The organism is Heyndrickxia sp. FW510-T9 (genome assembly GCF_058781025.1).
In genome coordinates this window covers 34,867-60,054 of the sequence record NZ_JBYSWK010000004.1, presented here as the reverse complement: position 1 = coordinate 60,054, position 25,188 = coordinate 34,867, and the positions used below count along the sequence as shown (strand labels likewise).

Genomic DNA, 25,188 nt, shown 5'->3' with positions numbered 1-25,188 from the left:
GCGAGTAAATTTCATTTCTCTCACTCTGTTTGCCTTTTCTGCAACTTTTTTTGCTGGTAAGGAAATGAGGATAGTGCCATAGCATGGTTTTGCCCATTTTCTTTTAAAAAATCAAGCGTAAAGTAATACAAATAAAATTTTGCATAAACTCTCCCCTTATTCGCAGTGTATTTTCTCCAACATTAATCATATGACATTCTCATATATTCATGCGTTTATTTTTCAATGATTTCAACCATTTCCTTTGTTTCCAACTGCAAATGATATAGGCAATCAAGGATATGCCTGTAATTCCTAATGCTGCTTCTGTTATCAATGCTATTTTTGAATATACCCCAAACAAACTTCCGGTAATCCCTATAACGCCTAAGAAGAATGTTTGTCTTTTCTGATTTTCAAGAACGGAAAAGTAAAATTCTCTTTGTTGCTGAGTTTCCTTTAGTTCTATGAACTTCTTAGGTGATTCCAGCACATCTTGTATAGTATGAAAAACTTGAAAAAAGGCTTTCGCATTTATCCATTTCCAGATCAGCTTCCATTTACTTTGGTTACTTTGATATAGCCATTTCAAAAAGGCAGGCTTTGCAATCTCTAGTAATTCACTATTCGGGCTAATCGTATGAAGCATTCCTTCAATTGTAATAAAAGATCTGCCTAAAAAAATGAAACGAGTTGGTACTTGGATAGGCAATGATCGGATTAAATCATTTAATTCCTTTTTTATAGAAAAAAGGTCCATTTCTTTATACTGCTCCAAATCAATTGATAATGCCTCTTTAAGAATCATTTCGATCTTTTTTGTATTGGCATCCGGATGAATAAAACCTAAATCCATTAGTACGTTTACAGCCATCGAATAATTTTTCAATAAAATGGCTTGTAATAAATCTTGAAAACTTGCGGCATCCTTTTTGGAAATTTCCCCTACCATTCCAAAATCAAGAAGGACAATTGTGCCGTCTTCTTTCACTAAGACATTTCCAGAATGTGGGTCAGCATGGAAAACACCTGCCTCCAGCCACTGCGGAATAAATAACTGCAAAAGGCGCACGGATAATTCCTCTCTATTAATTCGGGATTCCTCTAGAAAATCAACATCCGTTATTTTGACCCCATCCACCCATTCCATCACTAATATTTGTGAAGTACATAGATCTGGAAATATTCTCGGAATAATCAGTTTATTGTTTTTTTGAAAACGGGTACGAAATTGAATAATTGCTTCCTTTTCTTTTTTAAAATCTAGCTCTTTTGTTATCACCTGTTTAAGCTCACGAAATATCATTTTTAAATTTACAAATTGTTTTGGAACTGGTGCAAAATGGTCTGCAATCCAAAAGACAATGGATAAGGCGCGAAAATCTGTTTGGATAATGGAGCGGATAGCCGGACGCTGCACTTTAATTGCTACACACGGCCCATTCTTTAAATATCCTTTATACACTTCCCCAATAGATGCAGATGCAACGGCAGTTGGACGAATCGATTCAAAATGATCCTCAATCCTGCCAGACCATTCACTCTGTAATACTTCCTTTATATCTTCCCATGGAGAAGGGGGAACCTGATCGACTAAATCCTCAAGCTGTTTGACAAAACTACTTGGCAATAAGTCAGAACGGATGCTAAGAAATTGTCCAACTTTGATGAGGAGCCCCTCTAATTCAAATAAAGTTTGCCTGAATTCCTCACCAATTTTCGCCCATAATCTTTCCATCTCCGATTCCGGTTTTTTGCGGATTTGATACCAATAGATTCGGAACAGAATCGATAGTCCAAGAGAAAGAATTTTCCACATCCGTATCCACTTTCTTTTATATTTCATAAGAACCCCCCTATGATTTGAATGGTTACTATTGTCCATTTGTGGTGTCAGGTGCCTGACACCACAAGAAGCTACGCAAAATTGCTAGTAGCTTCTTGGTTTTAAATGATTCTTAGTCTTTACAAGACATATTCTTGATACTTTTCAAAGTCAGCTGTTCGGCATTCCATTAATAGCTTAGTTCCTTCATTTTCATAACTTGTTGAAAGAATTTCTGCATTTTGGTTGAAATAGGAAACAATGTTTCCTTGATCATAAGGAATCAACATTTCACATTGAACATAATTTTTAAAAATCTGCTCGCGAATCATTTCGACTAATTCCATGATGCCAATTTTTTGTTTCGCAGATAGATAAACGCCATCGTTATAAACAGAAGGAATCTCTATTTCCAGTAAATCCGCTTTATTATACGCGTAGATAATTGGAATATCTTCAACCCCTATCGCTTTTAACGTCTGTTCCGTAATTTCCATCATTAGCTGATGATTCGGATTAGAATAGTCAACCACATGAATCAGTAAATCCGATTCTGCCACTTCCTCTAACGTGGAGCGAAACGCTTTTACAAGGTGATGCGGAAGCTTATCAACAAATCCTACTGTATCCGTTAATAAGAAAGACTTTGTATCAGGTAATTCTATATTTCTCACGGATGTCTCCAAAGTAGCAAACAACATATCCTTTTCAAAAACTTGTTTATTTGCTGCAGGATTATATAATTCCACCATGGCATTCATAATCGTTGATTTCCCTGCATTTGTATATCCAACTAGCGACACGACCGGAAGATTATTTTTCCTACGTCTTTTCCGCTGAGTTTGGCGATGCGACACAAGAATCTCTAACTCTTTACCCAGCACGTTAATTTTTTCTTCAATTTTTCTACGATCCAGTTCCAACTTTGTTTCACCGGACCCCTTATTTTTCAATCCGGAGCCCCCGCCTTGGCGACCAAGAGATTCCCGTAATCCAATTAAACGTGGCAGCATATATTGTAATTTCGCTACTTCTACTTGGAGCTGTGCTTCCTTCGTTTTCGCTCGTTCCGCAAAAATATCTAGTATCAAAATGGTGCGGTCGATTACTCTGCATTCCAATTCTTTCTCCAGATTTCGTATATGTGAAGGCGATAATTCATCATTAAAAATTACCGTTCGCGCATTCATTGCCGCTAACAATGCAGCAACTTCTTGAATCTTCCCTTTCCCTATATAATGAGAATTGTTTATTCGTTGAAGATTTTGGGTAATCACACCTGCCACTTCTATATCACAAGCGTCTGTTAAATTTGCCAACTCCTCCATTGAATACTCAAAGTTTGTTTGCTGTCCAAGATGAACACCGACTAATATTGCTTTTTCACGTTCTACCATCATATATTTGTATCCCTCCAATTAGAAAAGCGAAAAGTGCCGCAGGTCTAACGGACGGATTTCGTAGTCAAAGGAGAGTTAGTTCACCATCTGATGTCCCAGACATAGAAATCCGCTACCCGATAGGCGCTTTAGCTAGACATAGTCTAAACTTGTTAAATAATTTTTGAAATAATAAACCTCATGCTTTCTTATTTTATTAAGAAAAGTAAAAAGTAATCATCACCGCTCACAGGGGGTTATCGGATAAAAGGACTATAAATAAAACAATCCCGAATATAATTAATATAACGCATCATATGATCATGACACTACCCGGAATATTTGAGGACACAAAAAAGAGGGCTATTCATCCCTCCCTCTGTTATCAAAATATAAAATTTATCAAGAGTTCCATAAAAATAGGCAGACCAATCCCGATTCACCCTGCACCTGAGCAGAGTCTCCAGCACACTATTCAGTTAGCGGCATAAAGCATTGAATCGTAGTCGCACTTCGGAACCCCTCCGTTCATTTAAGTTATTTGAATTTTACCATAAGTTACAAGTTATTGCCACTATTTTTCTAGGCCTAAGTTAATACTCTTTAATGCAGGTCGGCGCAATACTACTTATTCTGTGTAACTTTTTTTATATTATTTAATCATAATGGAAAAAACATATACATCATCGTTTTCATTTATGATCCTTTTAATCTCTTGGGGTTGTTCCATTGCATACGCTTGCATTCCTTTTGGGATTTGGTTTCTTATAAAAACACCAATTGGTATGTATTGATTTGCTTTTAATTGTTTATCCTTTTGAATTTGTAGAAAAGATGTTGCATATCCATTTGAATTGGTTTTCTTATTCTCTGAAATAGTTGCACTACTATATCCACTTTTGGATGTAATAAACCACTCGTATTCCGTCTTTTTTTCCAAATCTATTTGATGCTTTCCAAAAGAAAGCAAATAAGTACCTTTTTTATATCCTTCTGAGGCTTCAAGAATTGTATACTTTTTCTTCCCATTTTTGTAATAATCCACTTTTGTGTTCACGGTTCGATGTTGGTTTAATAGAATGTTGTAAACGAGCAAGTCCCCAGAGTTAGTTGCTGTGAGATTAATTGCTTCCATTTCGTTCGTGGAGAGAATGTGCGGGGAAACAATTGGATAATTGGTACTTTCCGGAAGAGGTTGGGCATGTCCAAATAAGGGAAATCCTGCGAACAGCAAAATCAATAAACTTGTAAAAATGTGAGGAAGGTAATTTTTTTGTTTCATTCTAATCCCTACTTTGCAGAATAATTCATTACATATTCTTATTCCACAAAGTAGTATTATTTTCCTTTTTTTCGAAAATGTCCACCATGCATGGACACTTTCCCGTTTTGTCCACGCGTGGTGCCTGGCACCACATTGATGAAATCAATTACATATAGAATTTGAATCTGCTGCCGGCGTAGTGGGAACGGACGTATTCGAAAGGAGTCCCGTTTTTTAAGGTTGTAACTCTCTCGATCAAGAGGATGGGGGATCCTGCCCGAACATCTAGAAGGTTAGCCGTTTGTTTGTCTGCTTGAATTGCTTCGATTGATTGTCGGCCTTCTCCTAGATCCAATCCTTTTTTCTCTTCGATATATTCGTATAAGGAATGTTCCATGTCTTCCACTGTTATTCCTTCCGCAAATGGCCATGGGATAATGGTAGTTTCAATTGCAATCGGCGTATCATTTCCGAGACGAATTCGCTCGATGTGCAAAACATCAACAGCTTGATCCATTTCTAGATGTTCTGCTTCCACATCGGACGGTTTCCTCTTCATAAAAGAAATAATTTTACTAGTTGCCTTCATTCCCCGTTGCTCCATGAGCTTTGTGAAGCTTGTTACACCTTTTAAAGGCTGCTCTACCTTTTCATTGTTGACGAATGTTCCACTTCCACGTTTACGCGTAAGCACTCCTTCATCCACTAACCCTTGGACAGCCTGTCTGATCGTCATCCGACTGACCTCGAACTGCTCAGATAAAATCCGTTCAGAAGGAATGGCATCCCCAATGGACCATTCTCCCTTTTTTATTTGTTCCTTTATCACCTGCTGAATCTGGTAATAAATTGGAACTGGCGAACCCTTATCGATCACTTGTGATCCCTTCCTTAAGCAAAGATGCCGCTTCCTCATCCGCCAACACTACGACATTCGGATGCTTTTGCAAAATGGATGCAGGACATGATGGATCAACCGCACCTTCCACCATTTCCTTTATTGCTTCTGCTTTGGAACGGCCAAATGCTAATAAAATAATTTTTTTCGCGGCTATTATAGACTTAATTCCCATTGAGATAGCATACTTTGGAACATCTTCTTCTTTTTCAAAAAAGCGTTTATTCGCTTCTCTTGTTGACTCCGTTAATTCAACAATATGCGTTTCTGCTTCAAATGAAGTTCCCGGCTCATTAAATCCAATATGGCCGTTCACCCCAATACCAAGGATTTGAATATCAACAGGATGATTTTTTAAGGTTTTCTCATATTTTTTGCATTCTGCTTCCAAGTCCTTAGCCATCCCATTTGGCAAGAAAGACTCTTTGAAATTCATATGAGAAAATAACTCTGTCTCCATATAATAATGATAACTGTTTGGATCATTATTTTCTAACCCTACATATTCATCTAAATTAACAGTAGAGATTGATGATACATCCAGCTTAGATTCACGCATTTTTTTATAAAATTCAACAGGGGTTCCTCCTGTAGCAAGTCCAAGTGTAGAAACATGTCCGCTTACAATTCCCTCTCGAACAATCTCAAACGCTTTTGCAGCTGCATCTTTATCTGATTTAAAAGTTATTATTTCCATAATGACTATTCCCCTCTCTGATGTTTCCTTCCAATAGAATAGGTTTCGCATACGTTTAAGCTTTCATCCATCACCACAAAATCGGCGTCTTTTCCCAGAGTCAATGCTCCTTTAGATGTGAGTCCAAATTCGTGCGCCTGATTAGCAGAGGTCATTTGAACTGCATCTGCAATGCTGCATCCAGTAAACTGAATAATATTCCGAAACGCCTGATCCATTGTTAAAATACTTCCGGCTAGCGATCCATTTTCCAGACGAGCTTCGCCGTTCTTCACAAATACCTTTTGCCCACCTAACTCTGATACTCCGTCAGGCATGCCTTTCGCTCTCATCGCATCAGAAATCAACACCATTCCAGATGCTCCTTTTACTTTATATGTTAAATTCACCATATCTGGGTGGACATGTATCCCATCTGCGATCATTTCCACTTGAATTTGTGGAGATATCAGAGCGTGGCCGGCTACACCTGCTTCACGATGGTGAAGGCCTCGCATCCCGTTATACATATGGGTTGCATGTGTGGTTTTACTTTTTAAAAGCTCCTCACGAACAGCATCTGAGTGACCCATTGACGGAACAATTCCATGTTCTATCATGACATCCTCAAACTCTTGCGCCCCTTTCTTTTCCGGTGCATACGTAACAAGATTGATTAGATTCCCCGAAGCTTCATGCCATTTTAAAAATAAATCAATATCAGGAGCAGAAATATATTCTAATGGTTGTGCTCCCGCTCTTTTTTCAGAAATAAAAGGACCTTCTAAATGAACTCCTTCAATAATCGTCTTTCCTGATTCCTTTGCTGATTTGACAGAACGAAGCGCCTCTTCAATGGCGGGATAGTCCTGCGTGATCGTTGTCGCAAAAAAAGTAGTAACCCCTTCATCTAAAAGCTTATTACTTAAAAAAATAAGCTTTTCCGGATCCGCATCCATGACATCGACGCCATATCCGCCATGAATATGAACATCAATCATTCCAGGAATGATAATCTTCCCTTCTGCATCTATCACTTCTTCATCGGATTGTTTTTCAAATTGATCCATGGAACCTGTTTCCATGATTGTTTCTTGAAATCGAACAAATCCATTTTGAATCTCTTCTTCACCAGTAAATATATTGGCATTGATTACTACTTTTTGTATCAATGCTTTTCACCTCGGTTTCGAAATATATAGTTGTCTATACCAATTATCTCTCCTAGTAACTGTTTTGTCAATGGACTTTAGATTTTGTGAATCATTTACACAGACGATAAGAATGTAGGCAATCTGCTGAAAGATTTAGGAATTAGTGCAGGCAGATAAGGAATCCCTTTTCTGCATTGCGCTGAAAAATTAATAAAAGCATTTCATTATGGCTTTAACCACTTTAATACAGTTATCTTCCTTTTCAGCAAAGATGGAATACGCATGTTCCGCTTCGACATCTTTTATCCCTTGATAGGTAATTGCTCTCATCAAAAAACCTCCTTTTTCCTATTCATTATTTGTAATTCTTAGCTTTCTCATCATTTTTACTCTTATTTTTTTTTGCCTTATGTGTAATGTGATAAGTTTTTTGAGAAGTGGAATACCAGTGATATTTTTACAATGTTTTTTCGAATTTTAGCAATTTTTAAAGGGAATTGTTGCACAATTATCGAATACTTTTTATAAAAAAAAGTGAAGTGAGTGATGAGGATGAATCCATTTGTTTTTGCATGTATTACACCACATGGTGGAGAGATTATTCCAGAATTGTGCGGGGATAAACCGGAAAGAATGAAGTTAACTCGTGATAGTATGATGAAATTAGGAAACAAAATGAAAGCAGCAAGTCCAGATGTGATCATTGTTCTAACCCCTCATGGGACAAGAATCGACGGACAATTTTCAATCTCTAACAGCGAAAAAATGTTTGGGTCATTTGATGAAAACGATTCTTATTATGAAATGGAAAGAATGGTGGATCGGGAACTTGCCCTCGAAATTACAAAGGCTGCAAAAGCATCCGGGCTTGCAGCTGGATCCATTAATTATGCCACTGCTGCTGGCCCACTTTCCTGTTTGCCGCTAGATTGGGGTGCCATTGTTCCACTAGCTTTTATGCCGGAAGTTCCTATCGTGGTGATTACTCCATCTAGAGAAGTTCCGCTTGAAGATCACTATAAGCTTGGCGAAGTCTTAAGTAAGGTTGTTCAAGGCTCCTCCAAAAGAATTGGCCTTATTGCAAGCTGCGATTGGGCTCATGCACATGATGAAAGTGGCCCATATGGTTATGATCCAGCTGCCGCTATGCTCGATGAAGAAGTGGTCGGATTATGCAGATCAAATGAACTAGAAAAAATGGCAGATTTCGATCCAGAATATGTTGAGGCGGCCAAACCTGATGGAATTTGGCAAACAATGATTCTAGCTGGCGCCATTCCGAAAGAAACACGAAACATTCATTTGTATTCTTATGAAGTTCCCACTTATTTTGGCTTAATTTGTGCGGAAGTAACTAGTGTCGAAGAATAAGGGAAGCAGTGCACATCTCTATTGTGCACTGCTTCTTATAGTTTATTTTAAAATATTCTCTATTTTTTCTAGAACATCATTGGATAGTTCCATATCAATCGCTTTTACATTTTCCTCGACTTGTTCTGGTCTGCTGGCACCGATTAACGCACTTGCAACGTTTGGTTGGCGCAAAATCCAAGCTAATGCTAACTGGGAAAGCTTTACATCTAATTCTTTTGCTACACCATCAAGCTGCATTACCTTTGAAAGAGCATCCTCTGTCAACATCCTTGATAAGGTGCCGTTGGATTTTGGGTCGGAAGCACGGGATCCTGTAGGAAGATTTGCTAAATCGGTATACTTGCCTGTTAAAATTCCTTGTGCAAGCGGAGAGAAAACGATTTGGCTGAAGCCGGTCTTTTCCCCAAGTGGAATAATTTCTTTTTCAATATAACGATTTAACATGTTGTATATCGGTTGATTCACAACAATGCGATCTAATAAATAATGATCTGCAGTACCTAGCCCAAGCTGAATTTGCTGAGCAGTCCATTCGCTAACACCAATATAAAGGATCTTCCCTTGACGAACTAGATCATCAAGAGTCCGAAGCGTTTCATCGATTGCTGTTTCCGGATCAAAACGGTGGCAATAATAAATATCCACATAGTCTTTGTTTAACCGTTTTAAGCTTGCATTGATTTGTTCGGTGATATGTTTTCTGGATAGACCTTGGTCATTCGGGCCATCTCCCATTTCCCCAAATACTTTTGTCGCAAGCACATAGGATTCCCTAGGGTATTTTGCAAGGGCTTCCCCTACGATTTTTTCCGCCTCTCCACGAGCATACACATTGGCTGTATCAAAGGAATTGATTCCTAACTCATATGCTTTTTCAATCGTTTTCGTTGCTGTCTCTGCTCCGATGGAATTACCATACGTTAGCCAGCTTCCTAAGCTAATTTCACTAACCTTTAAGCCTGTTCTTCCAAGTTTCCGATATTTCACTTTGATCGCCCCTATTTCTTTAGATTGTGTATCATAAATATTATAAAATTCTAAATAGACAAATTAAAGAAATATGCATTACAATTATGAATGTGGACAAAATTTTCCATAATTATCAAAAAAGGATGTGGAACATGCTTATTAAACCTCGATATGAACCAGTTGAATTAAAGCTTCTGAGATTTTTAAACTCACGGATGAATTTGTCACCTAAAGATGTAGGATATCTTTTAAACTTAGAAAAAGGCTATGAAGGAGAATTAGTATTTGATAAATGGTTAGAGAATCTTTCTGACAATTGGCTCATCATGAATGATTTATTGCTAGAAGCCAATAATTCTATCTTTCAAAACGATTCCATTCTAATCTCTCCAGATACCATTTTCTTATTCGAAGTAAAAAATTTCGAAGGCGACTATTACCTAGAGAATGACAAGTTGTATACCATTTCAGGTAAAGAAATTAACAACCCCCTTCTTCAATTGAAACGTGCTGAGTCTCTATTCCGACGGTTACTACAGGATTTGCGATTTTCTTTTTCTCTAGAAGCATATGTTGTCTTCGTGAACCCCGATTTTTTCCTTTACCAAACTCCTATGAATCTACCCATTATTTTTCCAAACCAGATAGAAGGATTTATGAAAAAATTAAATATGAGAACTCCAAGGCAAACTAATGGAACCGCGAAATTCGTTGAAAGGTTATCTTCTGTTCTTTTAGAAGAAAACCCGTATAAGAATTTACCTAAATATACTTACGAACGACTTAAAAAGGGAATAACCTGTTCGAACTGTTATTCATTTGTTAAAAGGACTAATAGAGACAACCTGACTTGTAGAAGATGTGGAAAAACAGAAGGAATAGACTCCGCAGTTTTGCGAAGCTTAGAAGAATATCAATTTCTTTTTCCCGAAAAAAAGATTACAACTAGTTCAACTTATGAATGGTGTAAAGAAATTGAATCGAAAAAGAGTATTCGCAGGATTTTATTAAAGAATTTTCTCTTAATGAAACATGGACAATCTGCTTATTTTGAAAGCCCACAGGTCAAGAATGATAAATAATTAATGGGATTATGAGGCGTAATTTATACTGTTGGCATACATTTCTGACGCATTGGTCAAGTTCAGATCTTGAATGTAACCGTTCGTCTGTATTTCTTGCTTCAACAGGCACGTTCTTATCATGAATGTGACCGTTCCTTTGCTTTTCTCACCACAACGGGCACGTTCTTTCCCTGAATGTGACCTTTCTTTTGCTTTTCTCAACACAACGGGCACGTTCTTTCCTTGAATGTGACCCTTCTTTTGCTTTTCTCTACACAAAGGGCACGTTCTCTCACTGAATGTGACCGTTCTTTTGCTTTTCTTAACACAACGGGCACGTTCTTTCCTTGAATGTGACCTTTCTTTTGCTTTTCTCAACACAACGGGCACGTTCTTTCCTTGAATGTGACCTTTCTTTTGCTTTTCTTACCACAACGGGCACGTTCTTTCCTTGAATGTGACCGTTCCTCAATTTCTCCTGTGTCAAACGACACATTCCGAATTTCATTATGACCATTATCTCCGGAGCTAAATGCAATTTCGAAAATGAACACCTCTACAAAAACAAAACAAGGTGGTGCCTGGCACCACCTCATCTACATCCTACTTAATATAAAGCTTACCAGCGGCTAACTTTGTTGAAGTGTTACTGTAATCATCTACAACTTTCACTTCAATCACAGCGCCATCTGCTTTTGTATTGCTTGGAACTGTCCAGTAACCGACATAATGTCCTGGAGATGATTCCATCATTGGCAGTTCAGTTGCATTGTCGCTTGATGTCACATTCGTAAGCGGCATGTGAATGGCGAATGTTGCTTTTAAACCAGGCTCACTATCAAATTCTATTTTGATGGAGTCTCCTTTTTTCAAATTCTTATCACCATTAGGCAATAAATTTTGAATTTCAGGTGCTGTGTATTTTGCAAAGACGGTAACTTTCTTCGTTACTTTATTACCTGCTTTGTCTTGTGCGACAACTTTGATGAGATTTTCACCTGTTTCCAGCATAATACGTTTTGAATATTTACCATCTGTTACAGTCGCCTTTTCACCATTGACTTTTACAAAGTCAAGATTAGCATCGCTAACTGTTCCTTCCACAGTTACTGTTTCACGATTTGTTTTATCATTATTTTTCGGACTGTCAATCGTTAACGTAGGATTAGTTTTATCGTAAACTACTTTCACTGGTGCAGACAACTCCGTTGAACCGGAAGCAACAGAAGCTTTAGCTGTTAACACATTATCCCCTTCTGAAAGTGTTACATCAGCGGAGAATTTTCCATCATTTGATGCTTTTACCGTTGCCACTTCCTTACCATTGTTAAATAGCTGAACATCTGTCGTTGGGGAAGCGGTACCCTCAACTGTAACTTTTTCTTGATTTGTAAATAAACCATCTTTAGGTGAAGTAATCACCGGTACATCTACTTCATAATTAACGCGAGCACGAATCATATAGTTTCCTTCGTCCGCCGGTGATTGTGACCAGGCACCACCAACCATTTGCCAGCTGCGTTTTGCATTTGGACCGTCTTCATCTGTTGCAAGTCCAGGTGCATTAGGATTTGGATTCGATTGAATGTAAACCATATAGAAGTCACCATTCACCACAATTCCTTGTGAGGAAAGATCGACGACAGTCCATTCTCCGTTTCGAAGTGCTTGTGCACTAATTGGGCCAGCGATCTTCTTACCAGGTGCCCCATTACCGCCTGATGCATCCCATACTTCTACTTTAAAATCAGTACCGCCAGGCGTTGGCCAGTCTGCTGTCCAGAAACGGAATACTCCAGCTGTTACAATCGCTGTTTTTTTGCCTTCTGGTAAGGACATCTTCACTGCCCAACCATTTCCTGCATCATAGAAAGCATGAGCGTTTTCGGCTGTTCCATCATCATAGCCGATTTCTCCACCTGGGTAACTAATAATTGGTACTAAATCAATGTTCTTCTCAGTCGTTGCATCTCCATTCACCGTAACCGCAATTTCTTGACTATGGTAATACGGTGCCAATACTTTAAGCGTATAATCTCCTTCATACGCTGTAATATCATAGTGTCCATTTGCATCTGTTTGAACTGGTGTAACAGCAGCATCTTCTACAAGAAGAAGTGTTGCATCTTGTAAAGGCTCACCAGTAGACTTGTTTTTAACAGTACCGCTGATATGGCCTTTCGCTAATTCATGTAAAACAAAATTAGCTGTAGCAACGCCATCTCGTTCAATATTCACACGTTGTTGTTCAGATTGGTATCCGTAAGCTTCCGCTTGTAAAGTATACGTACCAGAAGCGTGTGAAAATTGATATTCACCATTTGCCGGATTTGTATAGACAGAGCGCCCTGTTTCAAGAACACTTACTTGCGCACCCATCGGCAATAGTGTAGGATTAATTTGTTCCTCTTTGGCTGGAGGGGCATCCTTTTTAGGTAGTTCTGGCTTAACAGAAGCTGGATCTACCTTTTCTATTTTAAGAGAATCCTTGTCACCGCTTTGGTCCACACCTAGATTCATAGAAGTATTATGCACTCCTATCTTAGAACCTGAGCCACTCATAGAAGTTGCTGAAAGCTTCACATCATCTAAATACCATCCTGCTTTTTGAACACTAATATCAGTCTTCACATTAAAACCAATGTAAATTCTTTGGCCGCTATAGTTAGATAGATTCACTTCATTATCTACCCATCCACCTGATTGACCATTCACTTGTAAAAGCTGTGTCCAGTTTTCGCGATCTGTAGAGACGAATACTGTACCAAAATCGTATCTAGTCTCTAAATCGTACCAGTTTTTAAACTGTAAATAGGCATTTCCTGAAGGTAAATCAATTGGAGGCATAACAAGCGTCATGTTCGCATTGTTATCATAATTTCCTGATAGATTAGTAGCATATACTTTTTGACCTGAAAAAGCACTATTTGGTCCGGATGTTGGAACACCCCATTGCCACGAATCATTTGTTCCATAGGAATACCAACCAGTTGGAGTAGATTCAAAGTCTTGGAAATAGCCTACAGTGATTCCCGGTTTTACATCTACTTGATACTGGTTGCTTGTAACTTCATTATTACCGAAGTCATTGATCTTCCAACGGTATTTTATAGAAGGTACAGCAATTTGATTACCCGGTACTACTGCTTGATATTCACCAGATTTATAGTCACCTGATGTACGAGTAGCATCAACATCTTGCCAGTTGCCATCTTTATCTTGATATTGAAGCGTAACAGATGCAACGCTTACATTATCTGAAACATTAGCGGTTAAAGTTAAATCCATGCCAGCATACGTTTCAGTTGGTGCTTCATGTGTAAACGTAGGAGGTTCGTTATCATTCCCCTCTTTTGCAACTTGACCTTTTACCGTTCCTAATCCACTTAAAACGGAGGAAACAGCATCAAATGCATTTACGAGACCATATCCGTAACCGTTATTAGGTGACTGAGGGAATGTTGAATCTGTTAACGGTGTTGCAGTATTCGTTAAAATATCCTCAATTTGGTCAACTGTTAAGGACGCATTGGCTTGCTTCAATAATGCAACAACTGCCGAAACATGCGGACCTGCCATTGATGTTCCATTCCAACCGCCTTCATACACTCCACCTGGAACAGAAGAGCGAATGTTGACTCCCGGTGCAGACACTTCCGGCTTAATTTCACCGTATGGAGATGGTCCTTGTAAAGAAAAGCTTGCTAATTTATTGTTAATGTCTGTTGCACCTGTTGCGAATGATTCAGGATAGTTAGCAGGGTTTGCAACAGAACCAGGTCCACCAGGGTTAAACAAGTCTGTGTTACCTGCTGAAAATTCTGGAAAGATTTCTGCAGCCCTCCAGTTTTTCACCATATCACGATACCATTCGTCTAATCCAGATCCTCCACCCCATGAGTTATTCACAACATCCGGCGCCATTTCAGGATGTGGATTACCAGCAGCATCTTTAGGAGCGATAATCCATTCACCAGCTCTTAGTAGATCTGCATCTGTACCGCCAGCAGCCGTGAAGGCTTTAACAGCAATCCATTTTGCACCAGGCGCTACCCCAATTTGATTAGAACCATCTGGCTCAGAACCAACCATCGTTCCCATTGTATGAGAACCATGTCCTAGGTCATCATAAGGAGTCGCACGCCCTGCTGTTGCATCAAACCAGTTCATTTCATTGTTTGGAGCAGTTGGATGTGCCGGGTCATAGCCGCGATATTTTTCCTTTAATGCGGGGTGATCCCATTGAACCCCAGTATCGATATTCGCTACCACTGTTCCAGTTCCATCGATGCCCATATTCCAAACTTGCGGAGCGCCAACTCGCTCTATATTCCACTCAATACTGCTTGTTTTTGCTTTAGGCATGTCCGCTGTTTTTCCCACTGTAGTGGACTCCGTTTTTGCACCAGTATTTATTGCTGTCCCACCACCAAAAAGCTGTCGAGTTTCATTTGGAAGAATTTTATCGACTCCTTCCATATGTGCTAGCTTCTCGGCAACTTCTTTCGTCGCAGTAACAGCCATACCGTTTACGATGTAAAAAGACTCATAATCTTTTACGTTACCATTCTTTTTCTCTATTTTTAAGTAACTTAGAACATCATGCTGCGTTTCCATCGCAGTTGCTCTTAATTCCGACACAACTGCCGATCTCTTTGCCAGCTTAGCCTTCTGAGCGGATAATTTCCCCTTCACCGCTTTTTCGGTTGCGACTTTTGCTGCTTTATTCGTATCTGCTTGTTCTTTGAATTTGATTAAGAACGTTACCTTTTCATCTGCCTTCGTGAATTGCTTCAAAAGTCTATCACTAAGCTTCACACTGGTTACATTCTTTCCATCAAAAACTGATGTGTACGGTTTACCTTTCACTGCTTCGGCATTAGAAAAACTTGGAACAAGCAGTGATGTAGATAGTAAGACTGTTGCTAGGATACTAGTAGTCTTTTTGAAATTTTTCTTTTTCAACATCTTTTTTCCTCCCCTCAATTTTTGAAAAAAAGGTCAAAAAAATGACAACCCCAACCCTCCTTTTCTTTTTCTCCTTGTTGAAGGTCCTTGTTGTCCATTTAAATGTATATTTTTTGCCGAAAAAAATGTGTCAAAGCAAGTCGATATTTGTCTGACTTTTAATAAATGGGAAATATGGTGTAGCCTTCATATATTTTATTAGACTAAAGAACTATGATTCTTTTTTCGGAAAATACCCTGATTTTCCATTTTAGTGAGTGTTTATCCAGTATCATCCATAAACATCCAACTAGTACTAAACATCCATTTATAGTAAAATTTAATTTGGAATACAAAAAATACTAAATTTTACCTATATCCTTTTCGCCTGAACGACTGTAGTAGTTTTATTTTGGGGGTAAAGTCCTTTTTTGGGGAGCAAAATCAGTTGCTAGATAGAGATTTTTTCATCCGACCATTTTCGTTTTCTGCTACTATTGTCACTGATTTCTTCAAATGCAATAGAAATCTATGCTAAAATAATAGGATGCATATATTCGCAGATTTAACTTAACGGAGGATTATAATGCAAACAACAAATATACGTTCCGTAACGATCGCCCTATTTGTGGCCACCTTTTTAACGGCAATTGAAGGTACCATTGTCAGTACGGCAATGCCAACGATTGTCAGTGATTTAAAAGGAATTGAACTCATGAATTGGGTATTCGCTATATACTTACTGACATCTGCGGTGACCGTACCTGTTTTTGGGAAGTTATCAGATTTGTACGGAAGAAAGTTTATTTTTATTGTAGGAACTATTGTGTTTTTAATTGGTTCTGGTCTTTGCGGTTTATCACACTCAATGGAACAGCTGATTATTTTTCGTGCGATTCAGGGAATTGGCGCTGGAGCCGTAATGCCTGTTACAACCACGATTATCGCCGATATTTATCCTCATGAAAAACGTGCGAAAATTCTCGGATTTATGGGTGCTGCATGGGGAATTGCTGGTGTTATTGGTCCTTTAATCGGAGGCTTTTTTGTGGATCAGCTGTCATGGCATTGGATTTTTTATATTAATGTGCCCTTTGGCTTGTTATCTATTTTGATGGTCAGTGTATCTTTAAAGGAAAAACTTGAAAAAACGAAGAAAAGTATTGATTTTGCAGGTTCACTTACTTTTAGCATTGGTATGCTTGCACTGTTATTTGCCTTACAACGCGGTGGGGAAACACATAATTGGACATCTCCATCGATTATCGGAATATTTATCATAGCTATTCTGTTTATAGGAGCATTTCTTTTTATTGAATCAAAGGTGAAGGAACCGCTCATCCCGTTGGCTCTTTTCCGAATTCGTTCGATTTCTGTTGCCAATGCAGTTGCTTTATTGGCAAGTGCGGTTCTTATTGGTTTAACCGTTTATATTCCGATGTGGGTGCAAGGAGTACTTGGACATGGAGCGACGATTTCTGGTCTTATGCTTGCACCGTTGTCGATAACTTGGATGATTGGTTCATTTTCAGGTGGACGTATCCTCGTTAAATATGGAGAACGAGTGACAATTGCTATTGGTACACTTATCATCCTTCTATCAGCCATTTGGTTAATGCTGTTTACCATTCATACTTCCGAGTTAATGTTCTATCTTATGTCCGCACTTGCAGGTCTTGGATTCGGGATGGTAATGACGATTACAACTGTTACCGTCCAATCATCTGTTGATTGGTCCATACGTGGGGCAGCAACTGCATCCAATACCTTTTTTCGGACACTAGGGCAGTCAGTCGGAGTAGCTTTACTAGGAACTTATTTTAATTCCATTGTCACAGGAAAACTATTGACTCAACGTACAAATCCTGATGTCAATGCAGTCAATCTAAATAAACTGATTAACCCTAATAGTGGGCATGCAGTTTCCGAGGCAGCGCAAGCATCTCTAAGAGCCGTTATCGTGTCGGGGATCCATCATTTATTCATAGTCATGGTAGTAATTGCCATAATAGGCTTATTGGCTTCCATGTTCATGCCTAGGGTAAAAGCTGTAGTAAAGCATGTTGGAAAATAAATACAAGGTCTGTCCAAATGGATGGACCTTTTTTCATTTGTTCTTGAATCTTGAACGAACGAAAAGATAAACTAGGAATATATGACTTTTTTTAAAAAAACAGGGGAAGCGATGAAAATAAAGTTTACCAAGTAATTGTTGCTTCATTGTATGGATATTTAAGGGAGCGATGATATAAGGGTACACATGGTTGACCTTTGGTGAAAGTGCTGTTAAACAAAGGGAGGAAACCGACCTTGCCAATCTTGATATACGCTTCCCAGTTTAGACAGAGCTAAAAAAAAAATATTCTTTTACTTACAAGCCAGAACCGCTATCGACGATAAAACTGCAAGGACTTCATTTTGAGGATAATTACATGACTAAGCTCTTTCATCCTGATGAGCTGACAGCCCGTGTGGAAGTATTACTTAAACAAATAAAAGGAGTGACTTCTTACATGTATCAAGTCAATGAAGAAAAAATGAATGCATTTGAACGATTTGCGAAAAAGTCAGTATGGTCTGCCTACGTTGGATGTATTTGGGCCGTCTTGTATGCGGTATTTGTTCGATTTTTAGAGGCTGCGGGAGGCGGAATTATTACCACATACGGTATCATGAAAGATCCGGAATCTGTATACAAGGCTAGCTACATCGCGGGAGTTTTCATAATGTTATGTGGCTTTTGCTTACTGGGGCTAGTGAAGCCTTGGGGGAAAAACGTTCCTCGGTGGATTCCAATATTTAGTGGGAGGAACATCCATCCGCTCGTTATGCTTGTCCCTCCCCTTCTCGGTGCCGCCTTTTTAATTGCTCACGGGATTAGCGGAATGCTGACAAAGGCACTCTTTTTGGCTGGGATTATTACTATTGATTTTCAAGGCTGGGCAGAATTAAATACTCACAGTCTAGCATTATGGGATCTTTTCTTTTACGAACCGTGGTTTCTCTTTATGGGCTTGCTTGCAGGATTATCAGCCGCTCATTATGCCTTAAACTCCTCTATTTCTCTGATATTGTTAAGAAAATGTACGATATGCTATTTGCTGTTTATTTTTCTCCTGATTATCTTTTTTGTACTGGGGATTATTTTTGACTATAGGAAATTTGTTTTCTAGATGTTAGCTTCGGAGATGAATCTTTTATCCAAGTGCTTTGGTTTTGGATTACCGCTATCAGGAATAAGAGATAACAACAATCTCTTATTCCTGATAGCTCGTGTATAAGCCTTTCATTAATTCACTGCTGTTAAAGCAACCTCCCCATTTAAAACACGAATAATATTTTCCGCAGCCAGGTCCGCCATTTTTAATCTAGTTGCTTCACTTGCACTTCCAATATGGGGTAGCGTTACAACATTGTTTAAAGTTAAAAGTGGAGAATTCAAGCTTAATGGCTCCTGTTCAAATACATCCAATCCAGCTCCCCAAATTTCACCTTTTTTCAAAGCATGATAAAGGGCAACTTCATCCACTATTCCGCCGCGTGCTGTGTTGATAATAATTGCTGACTTCTTCATTAGTTTCAATTCTTTTTCACCTATCAAATGGTGAACCTCTGGACTGTAAGGGATGAGGATACTGACATAATCCGATTTTTGAAGGAGTTCCTCGAGCTCGACAAACTCGACCGCCATTTCTTTTTCAACAGCAGGTTTTCGAGATCGGTTATAGTAAATGACATTCATATCGAAACCTTTTGCCCGTTTCACAAGCGCCTGCCCGATTCTCCCCATTCCAATAATCCCCAAGGTAGCACCGTGAATATCCTTCCCAGTTAACTGCATCGGCGACCATGTATTCCATTCTCCATTTCGCAAATAATCAGATGCTTCCACCACTCTTCTTGCGGTTGCCATTAATAATGCGAAGGTAAGATCTGCTGTGGTTTCCGTTAATACTCCTGGTGTATTTGTAACTATTATGCCTTTTTTTGATGCTGTGTGAATGTCAATATTGTTAAAACCAACAGCCATATTCGCTATTACTTTTAGATTCCGGGCATTCTCGATTACTTCATGATCAATAGTTTCGGTTAGTAGACAAAACAATCCATCAATATCTTTGATTTCCTCTATTAAGGTTTCTCGTGGTACCGGTTGATTTTCCTTTTCCCACATTTTCACTTCGAAATTACTGGCAAGTTTTTCATAGATACCCTGTGGAAGCTTTCTTGTTATGTAAATTTTCTTTTTCATGGTTATAACACCTCGACTGCTGAAGTATACATCCTCATTTATATAATAAAATATTGAGAGTACATAGGAAATACGTTTAGAATGCAAGAATTTTGAGTCAATATGGTTGGAAATTGCTATTTTTCACTTCAACTAGAAGAAGTTTCGTAGTTTTATATTAAAACCACGTTACGTTTTGGATGAACAGCACGATTTCTTTCTTGAACGGCACGAAATCCCCATCGAACAGACCGAAACTGATGATGAACGGCACGTTTTAGGTATTTAGACCTATGTAAGTAATTTAAAATAAGATTCAAAATAAAAAGATACCACTCACTGGCCTAGATTGTAAATGTCTGCCGACTCTCTCATCTTTTATGCTGCTGTTATTCATTCCTCATAAAATCATGTTTTTTTACACAGAGAACTCACATGACGGCCCGTTCCTTGACGCTACCATCTATAATGAAAAAGTAAATTTAGTGTGTTCGCTATCGGTTTGTGCAATACTGCTTTTTTATACAAAAAAGACAGGATAAACATCCTGCCCTAAAAATTCAACGCTTGACTTAAATCCTCCCAAATATCCTCCCATGCCTCTAACCCTACAGATAAACGAATTAATGTATCGGATATTCCCATTTTCAACCGCTCTTCTTCTGGGACAACAGCATGGGTCATCGTAGCCGGATGTTGAATAAGTGTTTCCGCATCTCCTAAACTCACAGCAATTTTAATAAGCTGACAGCGGTTTAGTAATTTTTGCGCATCCTGTTTTGTACCGTCAACCTCAAAGCTTATCATCCCTCCTGGGTAACGCATTTGTCGCTTCGCTAACTCATATTGAGGAAATGATTCATCCCCAGGATAAAGTAACGTTTTCACCTTTGGGTGCTCCTTTAGTTTTTCAGCAATTTTCCTTGCATTTTCACAATGGCGGTCCACTCGAACCGGCAATGTTTTTAATCCGCGCAGTAGAAGCCATGCATCAAACGGGCTCATTATCCCTCCAATATCCTTGAGAGTGGTCATAGCCATTCTATCCATTTCTTCTTTTCTACCAATTACAAGTCCAGCAATAACATCACCATGTCCTCCGATATATTTTGTCGCACTGTGAAGGACATAGTCACAGCCTATCGTAAGTGGCTGTTGAAGATATGGTGAGCAAAATGTGTTGTCTACGACTACCGGAATATTCTTTTCCTGTGCAACTCGGACTACCATTTCCAAATCTACTAATTTCATCGTAGGATTAATTGGTGTTTCAATATAGATGCAAGTCGTGTTATCCTTTATAGATTTTCTCACTTCTTCTTCATTTTCAAAGGAAACAAGATCATGACTTATCCCAAAGTTTTTTTCCATCAACTGCAAAAGTCCAAATGTGCATCCGTAAATTCCTTCCGAGCATAGAATATGGTTACCGGATTTTGTTAAATGAAAAAGAGTCGCTGAAACAGCGGCCATTCCAGATGAAAACGCAAGTGCAGCCTCTCCTCCTTCAAGAGCAGCAATTCTTTCCTGTAAGATGGTAACCGTCGGATTCCCTAATCTAGAATATATATAGCCTTCTGCCTCACCAGCAAACCGCTTCTCCCCAACTTCAGCAGTCGGAAAAGTAAACGTTGATGTTTGAAAAAGAGGTGGGACAAGACTTCCTTGAAAATCTAATGATTCATATCCCGTATGAATAGCTTCTGTTTCAAATCGCTTTTTATCCTTCAACAATAACAACCCCTTATTTTAACAATCTACATATCTATGATATGTTAAACATACGGAAAATGAAAGCGTTTCCAATGAGGTTGTACATTATTATTCAGTTCCAAGTAGAATAGTAAATGTTAGCATATTGACCACAACCTATTTTTTACACAGAAAAAACAGCTAGCGACCACGCTAACTGTTCTATCCTTTAACAGATCCAGCCAATAACCCTTTCACGAAATACTTTCCTAAGAAAATATAAACCAATAAGGTAGGGAGTGCTGCGAGCAGGGCTCCAGCCATTTGCACGTTCCACTGGACAATTTGGCTTCCCGACAAGTTTTGCAAGGCCACCATGATTGGCTGTTGATCCGAAGTTGTAATTGTAACCGCAAACAAAAACTCATTCCAGATATTCGTAAACTGCCAGATAGCCACTACAACAAATCCAGATAATGACAACGGAATCATAATATAATAGAAAATTCTTAAGAACCCTGCTCCGTCTATTTTGGCTGACTCAATCATGGAAAAAGGAATATTGGCATAGAAGTTTCGAAACATCAATGTTGTAATCGGGATTCCATATACAACATGGACTAAGATTAAACCTGGAATTGTATTATATAGTCCTATATTCCGCAAAAATTCAATCAATGGGATTAAGATGCTTTGATACGGAATAAACATCCCAAATAAAATCACTGTAAATATAATTTCCGATCCTTTAAATCGCCATTTCGATAAGACATAGCCATTAAGTGCTCCCAAAAGAGCAGATAGAATCGTGGCCGGAATTACTAGATAAAGTGAATTCACAAAATTTGGTGCTAATTTTTCAAAAGCTATTTTGTAGCTGCTAAAATCGAATGATGTCGGCAGCTTCCACATATCACTTAAAGTAACTTGATCAAGTGGTTTAATACTTGTTACCAAAATGACGTAAACAGGCATGATAAAAAGTAAACAAAGAACAATTAGAATAAAATACAGCATTGGTTTGGATAATCGTCTAAGAGCCACTTGATTCACCTCTTCGACTCAGGATTAAATACGGAATAATGAAAACTGCAACCGTAATAAGCATGATAATCGCAATAGCAGCTCCATTAGCATAATAATTACCGCGGAAGGTAGTTTCAAACATATAGACTCCTGGAACATCTGTTACGAAGTTCGCCCCAGGTCCTGTCATCGAAAAGATGAGATCAAAGATTTTCAATGAAATATGTGCCATGATAATGACGACACTTACTGAAATTGGCCTTAATAATGGGATAATGACCTTCCAATATACTTGAAATTCAGAGGCACCATCCATTCGGGCAGCTTCTTTTAATTCATCGGAAATACCGCGAAGACCAGCCAAATACATAGCTAAGGAAAAACCTGTCATTTGCCAAACCGCTGCAATCACAACGGCAATAATTGCGACCGGTGCTCCTACCTCAATTTGCCCGAGTTTAAAGCCTGCTAAAATATGAGTATCGGTATACCAAAGCGGTTCAATCCCGAATTTTTTTAAAAATAAATTCACACCAGTCGATGGGTGTAAAATCCACTGCCATACTACACCTGTAACAATAAAGGATAAGGCCATTGGAAAGAAAAAAACATTTCGAAATATCGATTCCCCGCGAATTTTTTGATCAAGAATAATCGAAAGCACAAGTCCTAAAAGGAGAACAACACCAATGAAAAGAATAGTAAAAACAACCGTATTCCGCACATCTGCCTGGAATCTATAATCATGAAACAAGAATATAAAGTTCTTTAATCCGGCAAATGAAAAATCCGGTACGAGTGTATTCCAGTTGCTCAAAGATACAAATCCCGTCCAGCCAATAAAGCCATACACAAAAATGGCGATTAATAGGATTGACGGTAATAAAAATAATAATGCTAATGTATGATCGACCGAAAAGCGTCTTTTTCTTTTTGGTTTCGTCTTCATAACGGGAGAAGGACTCTTCTTGACCACAATAGGTGATTCCATACTCTACCCCCTAATAAGAAAAGCGCAAGCGCCTTGTTCCTCGGCGTACGGATGAGTGAAATTTGAAGTTTAATTTCATCGAGTGAAATTAGCATTTCAAATTTCACCTGATGCCCTTACCCGCAGGAAGGAGACATAGAAATCCGCTAGCCGACGGCTGCTTGCGCTAGACATATATATTTGTTAAATAATTTTTAGTTTTTCAAGTCACCAGAAGCATTTTTCAAACTGCTGACGAATGCATTGACATCTTTTTGTGTTACGAAAATATTAACTGCTTGGTTCACCTTCGTAACGAAGCCTTCTGGTGCAGCAGAACCATGTGCTAAACTTGGAGCAAGATCAGCTGTTTTAAAGTCTTCTATCGTTGCTTTCCCATAATCATCATATTTGGAAGGGTCAGCATCCACACGAGCTGGAATCGATCCTTTTAATGGGTTGAAAGCATCTTGACCTTCAACAGATCCAAGAAGGCTTAGGAATTTCTTTACGTCTGCTACGTTATCGACCCCTTTAGGCAAGCCAAACGTGTCAGTAATAATCATGAACATTCCTGATGATCCCGGAGTTGTTGTGTAGCCAAAGTCTTGGTTTAATGTTAATTTCAAATCATTTACAAAATAGCCTTTTGCCCAATCACCCATAATATTCATTGCAGCTTCGCCTTTTGCCACTAGCTGTGAGGCATCTTGCCAATCGCGCGAACTATGGTCATTGTTTATATAGCCCATCATTTTCTTAAACATTCCTGCTGATTCCTTTACCTTTGCATCATCTAAAGGTATTTCACCAGTCCATAGCTTGTTGTAGCCATCAGCACCAAGATTGGCAACTAAAATATTTTCAAATATCATGGTTGCTGTCCAAGGTTCTTTATCCCCTAATGCTAGTGGAGTAATGCCTTTTGCTTTTAAAGCTTCTGCAACATCAAAAAAGTCATCAAATGTTTTTGGCGGCTGTAAACCGTTGTCCTCAAAGATTTTTTTGTTATACCATAATACATTCCCGCGATGGATATCGACCGGAACGGAATAAATATTTCCATCCTTACTAACCATATCGATTAAGGATTGTGGAAACTTATCATCCCAGCCTTGTTCCTTGTACAAATCGTTTAATGATTGCATCTTACCAGCTGCAACCCATCCAGAATTCAATTCAGCCCCACCGTGCACCTGGAAGGTTGATGGCGGATCATTTCCTTGCATCCTGCTTGCAAGTACAGCCTTTGCATTTGTACCCGCACCACCAGCAACAGCTGCATTATTTACCTTAATATCAGGATATTTATCACCAAATAATTTCAATAAAGCTTTAAGACCATCTTCCTCACCGGCACCTGTCCACCAGCTGAAGATTTCCAGTTCTTGCTTTTTATTCTTTTTGTCACCGTTCGATTTGGAGCTACAAGCAGCAAGTGCAAAAACAAGCATCATTGCCATTGCAATGAGAAGCCCTTTCTTTTTCACTTCATTTCCCCCTTTGGTTTTGAAAGCGTTATCTTTCTCTTTTAATTTATCAAACAATTCCTTTAAAAATATTTGTAAGCGCCTTCACTATTTTGCGATTATCTGTATTTTTTTGTGGTCAGTTTCGTTAAAGTTATATTTATCATTTTTTGATTCAGTCAATCGTTCATGTATTTCTATTAGCTATTTTCTGCTCCTTTTAGCCCTTATACGTTTCTATTAGCCATCACATTCAGCCTATTAGCCATTA

18 protein-coding genes are annotated in these 25,188 nt (G+C 38.7%); 4 read left to right on the top strand and 14 right to left on the bottom strand.

What is annotated here, in order from left to right:
* Nucleotides 1-199 precede the first annotated feature (199 nt).
* The 7 genes from AC3WJF_RS03465 to AC3WJF_RS03435 form a co-directional block, all read right to left on the bottom strand.
* Entirely contained in the window at nucleotides 200-1,825 is a 1,626-nt protein-coding gene (locus tag AC3WJF_RS03465) for an ABC1 kinase family protein (RefSeq protein WP_492449708.1), read from the bottom strand.
* Nucleotides 1,826-1,944: 119 nt separating this feature from the next.
* Nucleotides 1,945-3,204, bottom strand: coding sequence for a GTPase HflX (gene hflX / locus AC3WJF_RS03460; RefSeq protein ID WP_492449707.1), 1,260 nt, complete (start codon nucleotides 3,202-3,204; stop codon nucleotides 1,945-1,947).
* Nucleotides 3,205-3,835: 631 nt separating this feature from the next.
* Nucleotides 3,836-4,465, bottom strand: coding sequence for a YgaN family protein (locus AC3WJF_RS03455; protein WP_492449706.1), 630 nt, complete (start codon nucleotides 4,463-4,465; stop codon nucleotides 3,836-3,838).
* A 148-nt stretch (nucleotides 4,466-4,613) separates the two neighbouring features.
* On the bottom strand, nucleotides 4,614-5,324 hold the full coding sequence (locus tag AC3WJF_RS03450; RefSeq protein WP_492449705.1) for a GntR family transcriptional regulator: 711 nt from the start codon (nucleotides 5,322-5,324) through the stop codon (nucleotides 4,614-4,616).
* Nucleotides 5,314-6,042 (bottom strand): glucosamine-6-phosphate deaminase, encoded by a 729-nt coding sequence (gene nagB, locus AC3WJF_RS03445; RefSeq protein WP_492449704.1) that lies wholly within the window; start codon nucleotides 6,040-6,042, stop codon nucleotides 5,314-5,316. The genes AC3WJF_RS03450 and nagB overlap by 11 nt, the downstream gene beginning before the upstream one ends.
* A gap of 5 nt (nucleotides 6,043-6,047) precedes the next feature.
* Nucleotides 6,048-7,193 (bottom strand): N-acetylglucosamine-6-phosphate deacetylase, encoded by a 1,146-nt coding sequence (gene nagA, locus AC3WJF_RS03440; RefSeq protein ID WP_492449703.1) that lies wholly within the window; start codon nucleotides 7,191-7,193, stop codon nucleotides 6,048-6,050.
* 189 nt (nucleotides 7,194-7,382) lie between these two features.
* On the bottom strand, nucleotides 7,383-7,505 hold the full coding sequence (locus AC3WJF_RS03435) for a hypothetical protein (RefSeq protein ID WP_492449702.1): 123 nt from the start codon (nucleotides 7,503-7,505) through the stop codon (nucleotides 7,383-7,385).
* Between the two features lie 222 nt (nucleotides 7,506-7,727).
* Between AC3WJF_RS03435 and AC3WJF_RS03430 the strand changes: the two genes are divergently transcribed.
* A complete protein-coding gene (locus AC3WJF_RS03430) occupies nucleotides 7,728-8,546 on the top strand; it encodes a DODA-type extradiol aromatic ring-opening family dioxygenase (protein WP_492449701.1) in 819 nt (272 codons plus the stop codon).
* Nucleotides 8,547-8,588: 42 nt separating this feature from the next.
* Here AC3WJF_RS03430 and AC3WJF_RS03425 read toward each other — a convergent pair whose 3' ends face one another.
* Nucleotides 8,589-9,536, bottom strand: a complete 948-nt coding sequence (locus AC3WJF_RS03425) for an aldo/keto reductase family protein (protein WP_492449700.1) — start codon at nucleotides 9,534-9,536, stop codon at nucleotides 8,589-8,591.
* 134 nt (nucleotides 9,537-9,670) lie between these two features.
* Between AC3WJF_RS03425 and AC3WJF_RS03420 the strand changes: the two genes are divergently transcribed.
* Nucleotides 9,671-10,600 carry a nuclease-related domain-containing protein gene (locus AC3WJF_RS03420; RefSeq protein WP_492449699.1) on the top strand — a complete coding sequence of 310 codons (930 nt, stop codon included), beginning with the start codon at nucleotides 9,671-9,673 and terminating at the stop codon, nucleotides 10,598-10,600.
* A 585-nt stretch (nucleotides 10,601-11,185) separates the two neighbouring features.
* On the opposite strand, the gene AC3WJF_RS03415 is transcribed toward AC3WJF_RS03420, so the two are convergent.
* A complete protein-coding gene (locus AC3WJF_RS03415) occupies nucleotides 11,186-15,550 on the bottom strand; it encodes a S8 family serine peptidase (protein ID WP_492449698.1) in 4,365 nt (1,454 codons plus the stop codon).
* A 565-nt stretch (nucleotides 15,551-16,115) separates the two neighbouring features.
* Here AC3WJF_RS03415 and AC3WJF_RS03410 point away from each other — a divergent pair.
* Both AC3WJF_RS03410 and AC3WJF_RS03405 read left to right on the top strand, forming a co-directional pair.
* The gene (locus AC3WJF_RS03410) at nucleotides 16,116-17,603 is read left to right on the top strand and encodes an MDR family MFS transporter (protein ID WP_492449697.1); all 1,488 of its coding nucleotides are present in this window, start codon (nucleotides 16,116-16,118) and stop codon (nucleotides 17,601-17,603) included.
* A gap of 358 nt (nucleotides 17,604-17,961) precedes the next feature.
* Nucleotides 17,962-18,702 (top strand): DUF3995 domain-containing protein, encoded by a 741-nt coding sequence (locus AC3WJF_RS03405; protein ID WP_492449696.1) that lies wholly within the window; start codon nucleotides 17,962-17,964, stop codon nucleotides 18,700-18,702.
* Between the two features lie 116 nt (nucleotides 18,703-18,818).
* Here AC3WJF_RS03405 and AC3WJF_RS03400 read toward each other — a convergent pair whose 3' ends face one another.
* From AC3WJF_RS03400 to AC3WJF_RS03380, 5 genes are all read right to left on the bottom strand, one after another.
* Nucleotides 18,819-19,781 carry a 2-hydroxyacid dehydrogenase gene (locus tag AC3WJF_RS03400; RefSeq protein WP_492449695.1) on the bottom strand — a complete coding sequence of 321 codons (963 nt, stop codon included), beginning with the start codon at nucleotides 19,779-19,781 and terminating at the stop codon, nucleotides 18,819-18,821.
* A 531-nt stretch (nucleotides 19,782-20,312) separates the two neighbouring features.
* On the bottom strand, nucleotides 20,313-21,494 hold the full coding sequence (gene megL / locus AC3WJF_RS03395; protein ID WP_492449694.1) for a methionine gamma-lyase: 1,182 nt from the start codon (nucleotides 21,492-21,494) through the stop codon (nucleotides 20,313-20,315).
* 180 nt (nucleotides 21,495-21,674) lie between these two features.
* The gene (locus AC3WJF_RS03390; protein WP_492449803.1) at nucleotides 21,675-22,469 is read right to left on the bottom strand and encodes a carbohydrate ABC transporter permease; all 795 of its coding nucleotides are present in this window, start codon (nucleotides 22,467-22,469) and stop codon (nucleotides 21,675-21,677) included.
* 16 nt (nucleotides 22,470-22,485) lie between these two features.
* Nucleotides 22,486-23,427: a carbohydrate ABC transporter permease gene (locus AC3WJF_RS03385; protein ID WP_492449802.1), complete on the bottom strand. Its 942-nt coding sequence runs from the start codon at nucleotides 23,425-23,427 to the stop codon at nucleotides 22,486-22,488.
* A 236-nt stretch (nucleotides 23,428-23,663) separates the two neighbouring features.
* On the bottom strand, nucleotides 23,664-24,911 hold the full coding sequence (locus AC3WJF_RS03380; RefSeq protein WP_492449801.1) for an ABC transporter substrate-binding protein: 1,248 nt from the start codon (nucleotides 24,909-24,911) through the stop codon (nucleotides 23,664-23,666).
* Nucleotides 24,912-25,188: the final 277 nt, after the last annotated feature.